Source organism: Okeania hirsuta (assembly GCF_003838195.1).
GTDB lineage: Bacteria > Cyanobacteriota > Cyanobacteriia > Cyanobacteriales > Microcoleaceae > Okeania > Okeania hirsuta.
Map to the genome: position 1 here is coordinate 1 of NZ_RCBY01000094.1, position 16734 is coordinate 16734.

Below are 16734 nucleotides of genomic sequence, written 5' to 3' on the forward strand. Positions count from 1 at the left end.
GGCCAAACTTGTACTCCTCAATATTTTTCTCTGGCGACAATGAATTAGCCCTGCCTTAATCAGGGGGGAACCGCTTAAAAAGGGGGGCGGTTTCAAAGTCCCCCTTGTCAAGGGGGATTTAGGGGGATCGTAAATGTATTTTTATGAGAAATGCTATAAAACATCTCTATATTTAATCAATTCTGGAAAATGAGTCAAAACTATCAAGTCTGGAAAACAACAGAACTTGCACAAAAATATCTTTCTGGTGTAAGAAGTGCAGTTCCTTTAGCTACCGAACAAATTGAAATTATCCTAAGAATTATTTAGGCGACTAGACCTCAAGTAAATAACTTTTTAGATTTAGGTTGTGGTGATGGTATTTTAGGTCAAGCAATTCTCAGTCAATACCCTAATTCTCAAGGAGTATTTTTAGACTTTTCAGAAGCAATGATTGAAGCAGCAAAAAGTAAAATTGCCGATAATTATCAAGGGAATTTAGAATTTATCAATCAAGATTATGGTTTGCCAGAATGGGTAAATAAACTTCACCGAAAAGCACCATTTGATATAGTTGTCTCAGGATTTTCTATTCATCATCAACCAGACATCAGAAAACAAGAAATATATCAAGAGATTTACCAATTATTAAAGCCAGGAGGATTATTTTTGAATTTGGAACACGTTGCCTCCCCATCGAAATTAATTGAGCAATTATTTGATGAATTATATCATGTTCCCCTCCGGGGGAACGTTATATTAGCTATCTTTAGTCATCTAAAGATGACTTCTGCTTTGATCCTAGAAATTTATTTCTTGGCGGATTCGCTGATAACTGATAACTGATAACTGAAATCACTTCCCTACCCTGGGTACAAAAAACACAAAATCAGTAGGCACGATCGCTTCAATATTTGGGTCATAACCACCTACTTGATTAGTACGCAACACCCACAAGGAAGCACCAAACTGGAGAAAAATCATCGCTAGTTGGTCGTTAGTAAACCGAGGTAGGAGCGATCGCCAACTCCCTACAACTTGCCATAAAGTTTTTAGAGGAGTCTCTACAGGAAACCCCCCTAAAGTTGTTGCTTCCGAACGCCAGTCTGCTCGTGCTTTTCCCAAGGGTGTTAAGTGATTTTCCAAAGCTTTCACTAGATTGACTAATTGTGTAAAACGCTGAGTTTGCTCATCATCAGGATGTTCTCTGAGCCATTTCATAATTAAAGGATTTAATTTTAACTGAGCTACCATCCGGTTTAAAGCTGTATACAGTGCTTGACTTGAATCTTGCACGCAGGAGTTTATGGGACTAACAGCAGTTGCACCAGTACCATCCCCAGTCCGATAACGAGCTGCCATGACATCAAGTTCTTGCACTATATAACTGAGTGGAGAAAATTTGATACCGTTAAAATCATAATCTTCGGTCATGGGTTTAAACTTAATGATAATTTCTGAAGTAGGACGCGTTCCTAACCATCCCCATTGCCGATCGCCCATATATTTCATCCAAGATATAGTACCAGCAACAATACCATCACAGTTATGAGTATAGATTTGCCGATATTCTAGATTTAACTGGAGTTCATTTGCTAAAGGTTCCCGTACTACCTTTGTTATTCCAAAAGCAAAATGACCGAAAAATATTCCCAAGGGCGAAAATTCTGGTTTTCTGCCACCAATACCTCCATAGACGTGCATGAATAGAGCTTGTTCGCCTTCTTCCCAAACCGGAGTCTGGGAAATTTCACTCTGTTGTTTTTCTGTAGGGTTGAGCAAAATATTTGCAATGTCTCCTTTCGGAGCAACCTGGTTTTGCCAATATTTATAATTGATGTAGTCTAATGTGGCTTTTTTTCCAGAGATTATTTTCTTGGGTTTCAGGGAAAATAAAGCACGAGGAGCGATCGCTTGTACGACAAATTTACCCTGAGCATTCTTCGCTCCATAAATATACCAACCCTTTCCATTTACAGGAGAATTTTCTAAACCTTGGTTCTGAGAAGGTGAAATACCATTGCGGTCAACAATGACAGAAGGAATATAAATAATTTCTTCAACACCATCAAATTCCTGAGAGTTGGAATTATAGTGACGCACTCGAAATAAGTCTTCTCCTACAAACTGGATAATTTTCACCAACCCATAAAAACAACCAGAAATTTGAATTGGTTCGCGACTAATATATAAACTGAGGCGACCTATACCAGTATCCTCAACTACTACAGGTTCCGGTAAAGCCACAATCAGATCGTCTTCCGGTCTAGCACCTGCTAAAGATTCTAGAGGATCGACATTTTGCCAATTATCAATCCGCTCTGGATGAATATTTCCCTCTGTCTTACTCACCCTTACGCGATCGACAAAATTAACATCTGTAGTAACAAGTTGAACATAAGTTTGTAAATGAGAGTCATCACCCCAACGTAAATTCACAACCTGTCCGACGCGGTGTTTATTTTCTGAATCTGTCATCAGCAGTTCCAACAATACACCTTTAACCTCCTCCCTTTCCTCAGCAGTCGGTAAAATTAAACGTCCTACCCATTTACTAATAGGTTGATAGAGTTGCGAATCAACAGATTGAATTAAAGGATAATAACTAGGATGATTACATAAAGACTGCTTGTAGAGTTCATAATTACTAACAGTTCTAAAATCTTCAGGATTTAACCCTGTTGCTACCCAATTTTTGGTTAAAATTCCAGAAATAATATCCAGTGTTTGCTGTAAGTGAGTACGACCATCTGGAAGCATAGCTGTTCCCATCGGACCAATTTCATCGTTATGAGCAACCGGACCCAGAGAAATAAAACTAATTTTCCCCCGACGTTTAGCATGATTCCAATTAGATAAGAACATAATCGGCCATCTTCCAGGAAACATTATCGGACCTAATCGTTCTACACTATCCTTTTCTCCCACTAGGTGATACAGACGTTCTACTACCATTGCTCCAGTATTGCCACTGATTACCCCCGCCAAAGAAATCGCCTCAATGGGTGCCCCTGTAGCTTGCTTGAGAAAAGGCACCGCCCCCATAGACATTTGACCGCCTCCACTGTAACCAATCAGAGCGATCGGTTTTTGACTACCGAGAGGATAACCAAAATAGAGGAGACTATCAAATAACACTTGTGCTAATCCTTGATTTTGAATCAGACTGTAACGAGGGTCTGCTGCAACAGCAACCGCTGCAACATTACGAAGATTAATAATACCAGCGATGGGGTTATTAGGATTTCTCTGAGCAATAGAATCAAGGATGTTCCACAAAAATGCTAAAGGTCGGTCTGTTGTTAGAGAACGGTTTGTGGCAGAGTAGGGCATAATACCTTTGATAATTACTACATCTGGTGGTGTAGCATTAGCTAGGCGATCGAGAAAATTTTCAACTATGGGTAGGTATTGGTAGGAACCTTGGTTGATGCCAATACCTTTGATAATTACTACATCTGGTGGTGTAGCATTAGCTAGGCGATCGAGAAAATTTTCAACTATGGGTAGGTATTGGTAGGAACCTTGGTTGATGCCATCCAAGTATAAGACATAAATAGAAGCATCTTGGCGGTCTGGTACTTCTTCGACTAAACTACCTGAATATCTGAGAGTTGGTGGTTCATACCATCCTGCCCACCAGGTTAACGATTCTAGGGGAGTGAAAATTATTGAACAGAAAAGTGCAATTAGACTTATATATATTAAGTTAATGGTTAGTTTAAAGGTGTCATTCAGGGCAGTGTACCAAATGGTGAAAAAGTTTTGAGATAGGGGTGATAAAAGGATAACGATGGAAAAAGCAATAATTCCTACAACTATATATTTGATGATAGGTTTAATTTTTTGCTTTTGCTGTTTATCTGTTTTTTGGGGTAATAGGTCGGTGCTAATCTGGAAGGAACTAGATTGGTTTCCTGCCATGACAATTTCTTTTAGTTCTTGTTTATCTGTTACTAACTCAGTTCCAGCAGCAAGATTTAATAGCCATCTACCAAAAGCAGTAATAGGACGACCAATGGTGCGTTGTGATACCTGATGTACAATCCATCCTAAAATATTACAAGCAAATGCTGCCCAAATATTCAGTTGTGTGATTTCTTGTATTGCTCTTATTTCTGCCAGTAAACTCCACAGAGTCAGTAGAACACTGATAGGAATGCCAAAATATGGTAATCCAATGAGAAAGCTTAACATCTGGGGTGCATAACTCAACCCCAGAGTACGGATAACTGTCAGTAATTCTAAGTTGATATTAAAGATGAGGTGACTGACTAACCAAAGACTGATTGCCCAAAACCCAAAACTAAAGACAAATATAATCGCTGAAATTCCCAGACTGAGAACAAAGCGTAATCGTTTAACCTTGTTAATGAATAGTACAACACATTGAGCGATCGCTTGTGCTAAACCAGCAATTAAGACTACAGTTAATGCTACCTGAATGCCTTGGGGCAAACTATTAATTTGGTTATAAACTTCTGGGTTTAGGGTTGATGCACCTGATATGAGGTGCCAGAATTGGTCGAAAGCTTTTCCTGTCATGGTTTTAATTTCACAAAAATAGGTAGAACTCCGGGGTTCTCCTATAAGGGAATGTTTTATGGGATAGAAACTATGTTATATCATGTTCGGTTTGAATACTTATACATAACTGTTGTGAGGAGTCAGTCCTCAGGAGTCAGGAGGGCAGCAAGAAATAAGAGGAGGAAAAAGAGAAAATTTTTTCGTTTGCTGGCGCACAACGCGCGTTAACGCGGAGCGCGGAACAGAGTTATATCGCGCTCTTATCCGGATATGGTCCGAAGTGGTTATTTAAAGAGACATGATATAAAACCCCGCCTTTTAATACCAAATTCAAAAAAGGCCGTTACAGTATTAATCTCTAAATTCCGACCAGCAGAGAAAACCACTGTAGCAATATTTTATGAAATTAGTTGGAGGGAGGCTCAAATTCCCTACTTCCCCTCCCAGGAGGGGTTAGGGGTGGGTTAACTTCTGACTTCTGACTTCGTTAACCCTCCCCCCCTTTAATACCAAATTCAAAAAAGGTCATTACAGTATTAATCTCTAAATTCCGACCAGTAGACAAAAGCACTGTAGCAATATTTCATGAAATTGGTATAAGGCGAAATGTGTTTGGAGGAAGGCTCAAATTCCCTACTTCCCCTCCCAGGAGAGGTTAGGGGTGGGTTAACTTTTGACTTCTGACTTTGTTAACCCTGACCAGTTAAAGCATCTGCAAACGGATCGGGCAAAGCTTCTTGTACTTCCATGTCTTCATTGTCTTCAACAGATAAATCATCACTATTTAGATTTTTTTTTAAAAAATTTTGGTTGTGTTGGTGCCGAGTAAAATCTTGTAATCTTGCTAACTCCTGTTGATAAACAGAAATAATTTTTGCCAGAGACTCTGCCACTTCATTCCAACTTTCATCATCTACAATTTTTTCAGCAATTCCTTGAAATAAATCTCCACTTTGATTTTTTTGAACATACTCCCTCAATAATTTTCCAGATTTTTGTAAAGCAGCCTGATACGCTTCTCCATCAGACCACCAAAGTCCGGGCTGATTCAATAACCAAGTCAAAATATATTCCTGAGCGTGTTGCTCTTTTACCCAATTAGCAAGATACTTTAATTCATCCATAAATTACCTCTTGAATTATGCCAATTATCAATACTAATACTATGTTTAATTCGACTCTCAAAACAAACATCTTTCACGCTTCACTCCAAATTGATGGAGAACGTATTATTACTTCGGAATTAAGTTCTTCTGTATTTCCTTAGTCCGACTGTAGGGGCAAAGGGCTGTTTGCGTACTTTGACCGCTAGCTAAATGTAGCAAAATTTTTAATATAGCAGAAGGAAGAAGGAAAAATCTGATGTTGTCTGAGTTTTAAGCTTTTGATATGTCAAATACAGTAATGGCGATCGCTATATTTGCTATGAGAAAGGAGAGTTTAATTTCCTAAATTTCAAAATTATTAGATTTTTTTCTATACAATTTACTCAAAACTAACAATAATAACCATCAGCATATCTGACAACTCTAACTATACTAATTTTTGGCTGCCCTGAATACAAATAAATATAGCACTCGGGGCAGTTGTGTAAAATTATCTGTTAAAAAGGAAGCACTGGAGCTTCGCATAGGGAACAGGAATCGTAGTTTCATACTTTCTGGGAAAAGTTAATAGCCTTTAATTTTATACCCTACTAATAATTTTATACCCTACTAAACTTTTAAATAATTACCTTTTCTTCAAAAAAGAGGATTGACTAAAAAAATATAAGAATTATTTTTTTTATTAAAAGGAGAGTCTTAAAACCTAAAAATATTAATTATTCAGTGAATTTATTGAGTTTTTAATAATCTCTCTTGGTGCGGGTTCCTTTAATACTTTAGTCGTCGCGGGGTCTACTGTTTTTTTGCCTAGTTGATTCAGTCTACAATTCTTGTATTGATTAGTGTAATCTATCAGCCATCGGTGAACCTTTCCCAAAAGGTAGCTTGCCTTCCTTAATAGTTTATCTTTTTTGCCCAAAGAAAATTAACATCTTTGTTCTAGTACAACACAAAGCTTTTTTAATTTATTACACTTGATACTTTTATTCTCCATCTATCTAATAGTTTAGATAAATGTTTATAATTAATTGATTACTTAGCTTCATTTAATTTAACACTTTGTACAAATTATGATTTTGATTTACTTTTAATTTATCATCAATTATGAACAATATTTTATTGATTTATTTCCCAAATATACTGCTAGCGTTACTAAGTTTCTCTCCTTTAGTGTGCTAGAAAAATTATTAATTTCTTATATAATTACGGGTGGTTATAGAGTCATATATTATGCACAGTTTATTCTACAGTAAATCAAAGATAATATTGGGAGCCTTCTAAATATAGTAATTATGAACTTCACTTTATAATTAAGACAAAATAAAAAAAAATCATTCCCTGATAATAATATAGATTATAATTTTACGTTTAGTTAAACTTTAAACTATTGAAGCAAATTATCTATAACACTGAATTGATTGATACAGAATTATTAATTTGTATTAAATACGTTTTTTTTGTATCAACCTATACTTGAAATCTTAAAAAAAACCTTTACTAGAAAAAGTCAAAAAAAAACACCTGTAATCTAAAAACTGTACTTAAAATTTAGTAGAGAAACTCAGGGAAGTCAAAAGATTATGGGACAGCAAAAATTTGGTGTTATCGGTCTAGCTGTAATGGGAGAAAACCTAGCTCTCAACGTAGAACGCAATGGATTTCCCATCTCCGTATACAATCGCAGTAGCGATAAAACCGAGAAATTTATGGCAGAGCGGGCACAAGGTAAAAACGTCCATGCTGCTTACACTCTAGAAGATTTTGTCCAATCTCTAGAAAGACCCCGCAGAATCCTAGTTATGGTAAAAGCAGGAGGACCAGTTGATAAAGTCATCGAACAACTAAAACCTCTCCTAGACAAAGATGATATGATTATCGACGGTGGTAACTCCCTCTACGAAGACACAGAACGTCGCACTAAAGATTTAGAATCCACCGGACTAGGTTTCATGGGGATGGGAGTTAGTGGTGGTGAAGAAGGAGCTTTATGGGGACCTAGTTTAATGCCAGGCGGTACAGAGGCTTCCTACAAAGAGTTAGAAGCAATTTTAACTAAAATAGCAGCTCAAGTTGATGATGGTCCTTGTGTCACTTACATCGGTCCTGGTGGTGCTGGTCATTATGTAAAAATGGTACACAACGGCATTGAGTACGGCGATATGCAGTTAATTGCTGAAGCTTATGACTTACTCAAAAATGCTGTTGGTATTAGTAACGAACAACTCCATGAAATTTTTGCTGAGTGGAATAAAACTCCTGAGTTGGAATCTTTCTTAATTGAAATTACCGCCGACATCTTTACCAAGAAAGATACTGAAACTAGCAATCATCTAGTTGATATGATTATTGACTCTGCTGGACAAAAAGGTACAGGTAGATGGACGGTAATTAATGCTTTAGAGTTGGGTGTTGCTGTTCCAACTATTACCGCTGCTGTTAATGCTCGGATTATGTCTGGTATTAAGGATGAGCGTGTAGCAGCTTCTAAAGAATTAACAGGTCCGACTGGTAAGTATGAAGGCGATGCCCAAGCTATGATTAACAAAGTGCGGGATGCTTTGTATTGTTCTAAGATTTGTTCTTATGCTCAAGGTATGGCATTGTTGGCTGCCGCATCCAAGGAATTTAATTACAATCTGAATTTGGGTGAGTCGGCGCGAATTTGGAAAGGTGGTTGTATTATTCGGGCTGGATTTTTGAATAAAATTAAGAAAGCTTTTGATGAAAATCCTGGTCTACCTAATTTATTGTTAGCACCAGAGTTTAAGCAGACTATTCTCGATCGCCAAGATGCTTGGAGGGAAGTTGTTGCCACTGCTGCTAATTTAGGATTACCTGTTCCTGCCTTTAGTGCTTCTCTGGATTATTTTGATAGTTATCGTCGAGCAACTTTACCTCAAAACTTGACTCAGGCTCAACGGGATTATTTCGGCGCTCACACTTATGAGCGCACTGATAAACCTCGTGGTGAATTCTTCCACACTGAGTGGCCTAGTAAGTAATTCTTTCTGTCTGTTTGACATACTCCCGACGTTGCTCTTACGGGACAACGCGGGATTCTTCAACTCGCAAGTAAACGAATCGCAGTTTCGTGTGAGGTGATGTTCTCCCCCTGTGTTGATAATAATCCTATTTTCTGTATCAGAAGTGCTGAGTTATAGATTAAAGTCAACGACTCCCTCACCAGAGGCGTTGCTCTCCAAAACGGAGCGTGAAAATTTCTCTTCACTCCGCTCCTCAATGAAACGGGACTTGCCAAGTCTACCTCACCACCAACATATCTTCTATCCAACGATAATTCTTTGGAATATCAAACAGTGGTTTGGGCTTGACACTATGTACAGTCAGATTTTGTGCCATAACTTCTATCAATGAAAGTCTTAGTATCGTGGCAGTGTCGATGGAGTAATTGCCAGTTTTTATATTCATCCTTTCCGCCTAATGACTTAGGGACGATATGGTCAAGTTAGATAATGTCTCCATCTTGAAAATGTAATCCACAGTAGAGGCATATTCCTTTTTGCTTCTTTTGTATCTTTATCCTGAACGACATTTACCTGCTTTATAATAGCTTTGGCTGACCAAGATTTAACGAGCAACTTTTGGAGTTTGTGAACTAATGCTACGTTGCCACAACGAGACGCTTGAATAAATCCGTTTCTGTAGCTTAAAGACCATCCTTTCCAACTTTCGCCAGGGGATGTCCTTCCATTTATACATCGGTGTTAACTCAGTGTTCATAACATTACTTGCTACTAACAGGCTTATCTTCCGTTACATCGTGAGTCTGTGAGCGTATCCCAACCATTACAGCTAGGCGTTCGCTTTCTGACCCAATCTTTCCTCAGTACTACCTAGTTTCCTAGAGTTTGCGTCTTGGTTGACTACTGTGGGTATCGACCTCCTCACAGAGTAAATACCAGGGTTATTTTGTTCCGAATAATCATTGTTTTATCCGCTTAGGATGGAACTATCCGCCTTTGCGAGGAAGTGCTTATCAACTAGAAGAGAACTCTGTTGATTCCTAATATTTGTGACCTTTTGGTTCGCCTAGCGTATCAATCTCTTTTCGCTAGTAACTAGCGTAGACGGTTCTATTGTTCCTTCATTTGTGTTATCCATACGGACTTGCTCAGTCTGCATTGACCGCGAGATTAGGTATACTTTTGACGTTTTATCCCCGCTTTATGGATTGATGACCATTCTCTACCATAGGGGATATGCTTTTACTCCCGCACCTGGAGAGTGGGACTTAAGTATTCTTGGATACTGGCTTTCACCCACATGGTTATTCAGTTGACATCTGCATAGGATTTTAAGTGCGGGACTCCGTTGGGAGGATGTCAATAAAGGGGAAATAATTAAAATTATCTCGGAATCACGGTGCAAATATTGCACGCTAAAAAACTTAACTAGCTATCAGTTTGTCCGTTCTGGAATGCTCCGCAAACAGCATTTAGCTGTCAGTTCTCAAATTCGAGGGTTTAAACTCCCCCAAGAGGAGCGAAAAAGCCCGTGATGCGTGTTAACGGGGGATTAAAACCCCCATTATACAAGCAACTAGAAGCTGATTGCTAATAGCTGAGTGCTGAGTGCTACCTCAATATTGAGGTACAGAAGAATCTATTTCCTGACTCCAGGCAGTAATTCCACCTTTGAGATTAGTACCCTCAATACCATTCTCCTTCAGAATACCTAACGCTTTAGCCGATCGCCCACCCATCTTACAATGAGCAATTAAACGATGACCATTCATTAATTCCTTAACCTTTTCCACACCAGAACCCTGCTCAATATCTGGCAATGGTACTAAAACAGACCCAGGAATTTTGGCAATTTCATATTCGTGGGGGTTCCGCACGTCAACTAAGACAAAATCATCCGCTCCACTATCTAATAACTGCTTCAAGTCTTGAACCGTCATTTCTGGAATAGCCATCTTACTTTCTGCCTCCTGTGCTTTAGCTTGAGGAATGCCACAAAACTGTTCATAATCAATCAACTTTTCAATAACTGGTCGTACTGGATTAGGACGCAGTTTCAATTCCCGGAAAGTCATATCTAGAGAATTATAAAGTAACAATCTACCACTCAAAGTTGTACCTTCACCCAAAACAATTTTGATAGTTTCCGTTGCTTGGATAACTCCAATCATTCCTGGCAAAATACCTAACACACCACCCTCTGCACAAGAAGGTACCATTCCTGGAGGCGGGGGTTCGGGGTAAAGGTCGCGGTAGTTAGGTCCACCCTCATAATTAAAGACAGTTGCCTGACCCTCAAAACGGAAAATTGAGCCATAGACATTAGGTTTGTTCAGAAGCACACAAGCATCATTAACCAAATAACGAGTCGGGAAATTATCAGTACCATCAACAACTACATCATAAGACTTGAGAATGTCGAGGGCATTTTCAGAACTTAACCGAGTTTCGTAAAGGTCAACCTGACAGTGAGGATTAATTTCGTGAATCCGATTTTTGGCAGATTCAATTTTTGGCTTACCCACCCAGGAAGTACCATGAATAACCTGTCGTTGTAAATTGGAATGATCGACAATATCGAAATCTACAATTCCAATATTTCCAATTCCTGCTGCTGCTAGATATAACAATAGTGGAGAACCAAGACCGCCTGTGCCTATACATAGAACTTTGGCTGCCTTAAGACGTTTTTGACCATCTAATCCTACTTCCGGTAGAATCAGGTGGCGCGAGTAACGTTGATACTCTTCTGTATTTAACTGGATTTGTTCCAGATTGGGATTTAACATGACAATTTAGGTCTAAAAATTTCTTAGATAAATTATGTGAGGTTTTGTACAGTAGAAAACCTAAACAATTCCGGCAAAGTTAGGTCAAACCTGGTAATGCCAGTCTTGATGTTTATTTCTTGCTTCAAACTAGGATTCTTCCCATTTACAAGCATAATTTCGGGTGCAGCCCACCCTAGTTAATTGATTTACTTCCCTATATTGGGATAATACAACTCCTAAAATTACCTACATTAAACCCGCTATATATCTTATTGCTTATCTTTTAATAATTTCTTCTGTTTGAAATTGACGATTATCGTCAAGAGACCAACTAAGAAAGTCAATCGTTTTACCTTGTTGAACAGAAAGGATAATGTAGGAATATTCTGGCCAGGCGTAGGTACGGTCAAATTCTGAGGGGATGGCTGGATGGTCTGGGTGGGAATGATAGATGGCAATGATGGATAGGTGGCGTTCTCTTGCGGATTTCATTGCTTTGAGCATTAGTTCTGAGGATATGGCATATCTTTTTTCTTCTGTAAATTCTTTTTGTTCCGGCCAATATTCATCTGCTTCTGCTTCCCAGGCATTTTCAGCAGGCCAGACTTCTATAACTGTTTTTGTCTGTTGGTTTTGCTCACCTAATAGTAAGCCACAACATTCATTTGGGTAGGAGGTTTCGGCGTGGGTAGAAATTTTTTGGAAGTGGGAGGGAGGGAGTATTAGGGGCATTTGTTTCAATAAGTAGGGAAATGAAAAAAAGGAAACAGAAAATAATAAGTATGCTCAAAGTTTGATAAGCGACATTAATAATTGTGGTCTATTTACTTAACTGTTAAATATTATAAGTGTTTTAATATTTCTCCCTATTAATACATATTTACCTAACCACAAAAGTACGAACATCACGAATAACTAATTGATTTTCATCTTCAAGCAAATTTCCAGTACAAATAATTGGAGTTTGGTCTAGATTTGCCTGAAAAGCTTTTTTATAGTCTGCGCGATTTAACTCAATTACTACTTCTGACTCTTCTGTATTTGGCTGGATGGATGTAATGATAGTTACTCGTCCTTTTTTATCTTCTTCTCCCCATTCAAGTTTGATAACTTTTCCCTCAACCTTCTCTAGAGATTCTGTCTGAGATGGTTCTTGAAAAAGTGGAGATAATTTTCTTTTTCTTCCTTTTTCTCTTTCCTGAAAGTAAGTTACTACTTTTTTAGATTTGAGTTTTTCTTTTGCCTCTTTTAATTTAGGTAAAGCATCAACATCTATGCTGATTTCAGAGCGAAAATTGGAGGGAAGTTCAGTATTCTTTGAGCGACTTAAATTAAATTTAATTCCTTCTTTACTAACTCCTTGACTCATTTTAAAAATTGCATCACAGAAATTGGAACTAATTCCTGTCTCTACAATTTCTACTAGCTGTTCCCCCTCCTCTATATTTTCAGGAAAATTATTAGTTATCTCTAAAGCATTAAATAGTTTTTTGATAACTTGTCTTTCAAAATTATCAGACAAAGGGTCGGAAACTGGGGATATTATTTTAATAATGTAACTACCTGGTTCAGTTTGACCTATTCGTAATCTTTCCATATAGTCTGTAACTTTTTTAGACCTGCCTCCTTGAAAAAAAGGTCTAGGATTAACAACCGAAGATGAAATAGAATACATCAATTGTTTAGTTGAATCAAAAAGTCTAATTCCATCATCTAAATGAATAGTATTATCTGTTAGATCGGGATAGTCAACTCTAATTCTAATAATATCTAAATTAATATTATTGATTTCATTTATAATCTCAATTATGGGGCGATTTTCTACAATAGATAGGGTGTGCAAAACTTCACTAATCCGAATAGCATAATCTTGAAGACTAGACTGTAAAGGTAGTAAAATTTCATAGTAGTTATCTTCATTATCTTCCTCTGAATGTAGAATCCAAATAGAAGCTTTGTCAGATATTTTTATTTCCTGATTCCATCCTTTTAAATTTAGATAACTAGAAACATATTTGGGATTAATTTCTTTTAGAAAATTAGGATTTCTAATAATTTCTTTTCTGGTCATGGCGCATCTCCTGATGCTACAATTTCCATTAATTGTGATAATTTATTAACAGTAAGACGATTCTTTTGTGGAATGTTAACTCTAACTGTTGTATTATTATCGGTAGGAGGTTTTCCTCTCAAAGATATCCAATAAGCACAATATTTTAAGATAGTTTGTTCATCAGATTGTGTGAGCCAACTCTCAGGAAGGCGAGGAACTACTACCACTACTAAAATACGAGGAACTAATACATTCTCTGGAATTAACTCATTATAGTTTTTTACTTTTAAATCATATTTAATTCCTTCTGAATTTATGGGATTATCTCTTAAAAGACACTTTAATTGTAACTCAATACGAGGAGAGCGAATAGTGCCATTACCTCCTCGTTTATGGATTGACCAATCAATACTATCATCATCTACATCTGGTTTAGATAGACTATATCCAGCAACCGTTGCAACTGCTCTCAAATAAGCATTACTAAATTGCTCTTGTTGCTGTGTAATGTGCATTCTACCACATCTCCTATTATTTCTTTGCTTCCTTATTTTTTATCTCCCATCAAATTATATCCTGATAATGTCAATATTTTATTTTTGTATGTGGGTATTAGGGGCATTTGTGTTAATAAGGAAAAGGCTATAAGTGTGATTCATTAATTGATAATTGATAATTACCTCTCCCTAAAAGGGAGAGGATTGATGTTCTAAGGAAAAAATTTATTTTTTTCCCCTTGAAAGGGGAGGCTTTTAACCTCAATTATTTAATTAATAATTATTAATTATTAATTACCCGGTAAATTTAGCAGATTCATTAATAATGGAATATTTAACTAAAATCAAAATTAAAGATTTAGTACAAAATGTGATTGAGACAAAGTTAAATAGATACTGGGGTGAAACTGACTATAAGCCATTTTTTGAAGCATTATTTGGTGAAGCAGTAATTATACAAACTTCAATATTACATTCTTTTTATACATCATTTGGTATGTCTGTATATGAACCTATTGCTAAAATATTAGCTGAAAATGCTGGCTATGAAGCGCAAACTCAATATGATTTATTAGGTGAGATAGATGCTCAAACAGAAAATATGATTAATGAATTATGTCAGAGTAATACCCCTCCTGATAAAGTACGAGAAATTGAAAAAATCAAGCAATCTATTAAAGAGGCAAAACCAAGGCAAGATAAAGATTCTCGTCTAGATATTTTTATTTATAAACCAAATACAAATGAAGAGCTATACATTGATATAACTACTGCAAAACCTAACAAAAAAGAATTTGGTGCATTAAGAAGAAAAATGCTCCGTTGGTGTGGATTAAGGTTTAGTCAATAGAAACAAGCAAAGATCAAAACTTATATTGCTATTCCCTACAATCCTTATCATCCTCGCCCCTATGCTCGATGGACTGCTAATGAATGTGATGTAAAAAATGAGCTATTAATTCAAGAAAATTTTTGGAATGAATGTGCAGGGGAAGAGGTATATGAAGACTTATTAAACATTTTTAGAGAAGTTGGAGTTGAGATGAAATCAAAGATTGACCAATGGATTAAGTCAAAATCTAGGTAAAAGAGGGGTTTCAATAATTGATAATTGATAATTGATAATTACCTCTCCCTAAAACGGATTGGATTGAATAAAAGGAAAAATTTTTTTGTTTCTCCACGGCGAGTGAGAGGCTTTATACCTTGATTTTTCGGTAAGCTTTTATATTTATCATTATGAAGTTAATCTAATTAACAAAACCTAGCAACTCCAGTAAAGACTTAGCTAAATAATAAACAACTGGAATAGATACAGCATTGCCGAATTGTTTCTTAGCAATATTCTCCTTACTATGCAGTCTAAACCAACTAGGAAAACCTTGTAACTTAGCACAGTCTTTTGCAGTTATATACCTATACTTTTTCTTCTGATAAATTTCCTTGATAAATAAAGACTTATACTCCTCTGGAGTTTCCCCATTAATAGAAACCGTAGCTATACAATCTTTTGTACCTGTAGCAGTTAGGGTAGGCACAATCTCTGAATGAGGCAAAAATATTCTATATATGCCATTAATTCCTGATGAATTTTTAGAGTTGACAAATTCATAACCCTGTTCCGCAACATAACGAATAATTTTCTTCTCAACCAATCTGTTCAATTCTTGAATTTGCAAATTATCTATTAATTCAGATAAATCTGCAAAAGATAAAGGATTACCATCTTTTTTACCATACTTTTTTTTGCGTCTATTTTTGAGAATAGTTCCACAAATCAACTTTTCCCTTTTAGTTGTCTGAATAATATCCCAAGAATGAATAGTTGTATGACCATTTCTCGTATCACAAAAAACAAAAAAATCATTCAACTCATCATTTTTCTGAAATTTATTTCTAGAGACTGGAATACTACCATTAAACAAAACATCTGGTGACAATTTTGCCTTTTGAATATCAAAATTAGCCTCCAGACCATCAATAACTTGAAACAGTTTAGTTTGAATATTCAATGGTTCAGGAAAATCGAAACAATCTATATCTAAATCTTTCCTAATCCCGACAATAAAAACTCGTTCTCTATTTTGAGGCAATCCAAAATCAGCAGAATTAAGTAACTTGTAATAGACACGATAACCAATCTTTTCAAACTGCTGAATAATTAATTCAAATGACTTTTGATTAACCGGACTAATTAACCCTCGAACATTTTCAAAAATAAAAGCTTCAGGTTGATTTTCCTCCACAACTCTAATCGTATCAAACCAAAGTTTTCCTCTACGATCGTCAAAGCCTCTTAACTTTCCAGCTACAGACCAAGGTTGACAAGGAACTCCACCAACTATCAAATTTATCTGCCAAGGCAGCTTAGAAATTTTAGTAATATCTCCCAGATATTTTTCATCATTATTGATATATCCATTCAGAAAGTTTTGCTGATAAACCTTCATCGCATCAGAGTCAATTTCTGAATATCCTAAACATTTTCCTCCTAATTCTTCTAGAGGAATTCTAAATCCGCCAATGCCAGCAAATAAATCTATAAAAGTGAACCGATGTTCATGCATTTGTAAATTAATAGGTTTATCAATATTAAAAAAGCTTAATTGTTTTGAGGAATGAATAATCTGACCAGACATGAATCAATTTTTATGATTATTACTAGGATTAGCATCATAAGCAATTATCTTCAGTTGAGATTTTGAATAATTTTGATATTCCCCAGGCTTATGCACAGGGGATTCTTAAGCAATCCAAAACTGGATTCTTAAAGGCATTATCAAACTGCCTCTACTGACTTCTTTAAGGGAAAACCTT

General features: G+C 36.5%; 10 protein-coding genes and 2 pseudogenes. 4 read left to right on the plus strand and 8 right to left on the minus strand.

The window, feature by feature from the left end; all coding sequences use genetic code 11:
- Window positions 1-327 precede the first annotated feature (327 nt).
- Window positions 328-825: pseudogene (locus D5R40_RS16555) on the plus strand (class I SAM-dependent methyltransferase); the annotation flags it as partial.
- Between the two features lie 9 nt (window positions 826-834).
- Here the strand turns inward: D5R40_RS16555 and D5R40_RS16560 are convergent.
- Entirely contained in the window at window positions 835-4524 is a 3690-nt protein-coding gene (locus tag D5R40_RS16560) for a peptidase (protein WP_124154928.1), read from the minus strand.
- A 671-nt stretch (window positions 4525-5195) separates the two neighbouring features.
- Window positions 5196-5630 (minus strand): hypothetical protein, encoded by a 435-nt coding sequence (locus D5R40_RS16565; protein WP_124144285.1) that lies wholly within the window; start codon window positions 5628-5630, stop codon window positions 5196-5198.
- Between the two features lie 17 nt (window positions 5631-5647).
- On the opposite strand from D5R40_RS16565, the gene D5R40_RS41145 reads away from it, so the two are divergent.
- Together D5R40_RS41145 and gnd are read left to right on the plus strand one after the other, a co-directional pair.
- The gene (locus D5R40_RS41145) at window positions 5648-5773 is read left to right on the plus strand and encodes a hypothetical protein (RefSeq protein ID WP_275670326.1); all 126 of its coding nucleotides are present in this window, start codon (window positions 5648-5650) and stop codon (window positions 5771-5773) included.
- Window positions 5774-7192: 1419 nt separating this feature from the next.
- Window positions 7193-8614 carry a decarboxylating NADP(+)-dependent phosphogluconate dehydrogenase gene (gene gnd, locus D5R40_RS16570; protein ID WP_124144284.1) on the plus strand — a complete coding sequence of 474 codons (1422 nt, stop codon included), beginning with the start codon at window positions 7193-7195 and terminating at the stop codon, window positions 8612-8614.
- A gap of 332 nt (window positions 8615-8946) precedes the next feature.
- Here the strand turns inward: gnd and D5R40_RS42670 are convergent, their stop codons facing one another.
- From D5R40_RS42670 to D5R40_RS16600, 5 genes are all read right to left on the minus strand, one after another.
- The gene (locus tag D5R40_RS42670; RefSeq protein ID WP_124144289.1) at window positions 8947-9069 is read right to left on the minus strand and encodes an HNH endonuclease; all 123 of its coding nucleotides are present in this window, start codon (window positions 9067-9069) and stop codon (window positions 8947-8949) included.
- A 1143-nt stretch (window positions 9070-10212) separates the two neighbouring features.
- A complete protein-coding gene (gene moeB, locus D5R40_RS16585) occupies window positions 10213-11385 on the minus strand; it encodes a molybdopterin-synthase adenylyltransferase MoeB (protein ID WP_124144283.1) in 1173 nt (390 codons plus the stop codon).
- 258 nt (window positions 11386-11643) lie between these two features.
- Window positions 11644-12099: a M67 family metallopeptidase gene (locus tag D5R40_RS16590; protein ID WP_124144282.1), complete on the minus strand. Its 456-nt coding sequence runs from the start codon at window positions 12097-12099 to the stop codon at window positions 11644-11646.
- Window positions 12100-12247: 148 nt separating this feature from the next.
- The gene (locus D5R40_RS16595) at window positions 12248-13438 is read right to left on the minus strand and encodes a hypothetical protein (RefSeq protein WP_124144281.1); all 1191 of its coding nucleotides are present in this window, start codon (window positions 13436-13438) and stop codon (window positions 12248-12250) included.
- The gene (locus D5R40_RS16600; protein ID WP_124144280.1) at window positions 13435-13935 is read right to left on the minus strand and encodes a DUF4365 domain-containing protein; all 501 of its coding nucleotides are present in this window, start codon (window positions 13933-13935) and stop codon (window positions 13435-13437) included. The genes D5R40_RS16595 and D5R40_RS16600 overlap by 4 nt, the downstream gene beginning before the upstream one ends.
- A 307-nt stretch (window positions 13936-14242) precedes the next feature.
- Between D5R40_RS16600 and D5R40_RS16605 the strand changes: the two are divergent.
- Window positions 14243-15004, plus strand: a pseudogene (locus D5R40_RS16605) (TdeIII family type II restriction endonuclease).
- A gap of 163 nt (window positions 15005-15167) precedes the next feature.
- Here D5R40_RS16605 and D5R40_RS16615 read toward each other — a convergent pair.
- The gene (locus tag D5R40_RS16615; RefSeq protein ID WP_124144278.1) at window positions 15168-16556 is read right to left on the minus strand and encodes a DNA cytosine methyltransferase; all 1389 of its coding nucleotides are present in this window, start codon (window positions 16554-16556) and stop codon (window positions 15168-15170) included.
- Window positions 16557-16734 lie beyond the last annotated feature (178 nt).

Excerpts from the sequence above, each read along its gene's own strand:
- D5R40_RS16560 (WP_124154928.1), bottom strand. The coding sequence starts at position 4,524 with ATGACAGGAAAAGCTTTCGACCAATTCTGGCACCTCATATCAGGTGCA.
- D5R40_RS16565 (WP_124144285.1), bottom strand. The coding sequence starts at position 5,630 with ATGGATGAATTAAAGTATCTTGCTAATTGGGTAAAAGAGCAACACGCT.
- D5R40_RS41145 (WP_275670326.1), top strand. The coding sequence starts at position 5,648 with ATGCCAATTATCAATACTAATACTATGTTTAATTCGACTCTCAAAACA.
- gnd (WP_124144284.1), top strand. The coding sequence starts at position 7,193 with ATGGGACAGCAAAAATTTGGTGTTATCGGTCTAGCTGTAATGGGAGAA.
- moeB (WP_124144283.1), bottom strand. The coding sequence starts at position 11,385 with ATGTTAAATCCCAATCTGGAACAAATCCAGTTAAATACAGAAGAGTAT.
- D5R40_RS16590 (WP_124144282.1), bottom strand. The coding sequence starts at position 12,099 with ATGCCCCTAATACTCCCTCCCTCCCACTTCCAAAAAATTTCTACCCAC.
- D5R40_RS16595 (WP_124144281.1), bottom strand. The coding sequence starts at position 13,438 with ATGACCAGAAAAGAAATTATTAGAAATCCTAATTTTCTAAAAGAAATT.
- D5R40_RS16600 (WP_124144280.1), bottom strand. The coding sequence starts at position 13,935 with ATGCACATTACACAGCAACAAGAGCAATTTAGTAATGCTTATTTGAGA.
- D5R40_RS16615 (WP_124144278.1), bottom strand. The coding sequence starts at position 16,556 with ATGTCTGGTCAGATTATTCATTCCTCAAAACAATTAAGCTTTTTTAAT.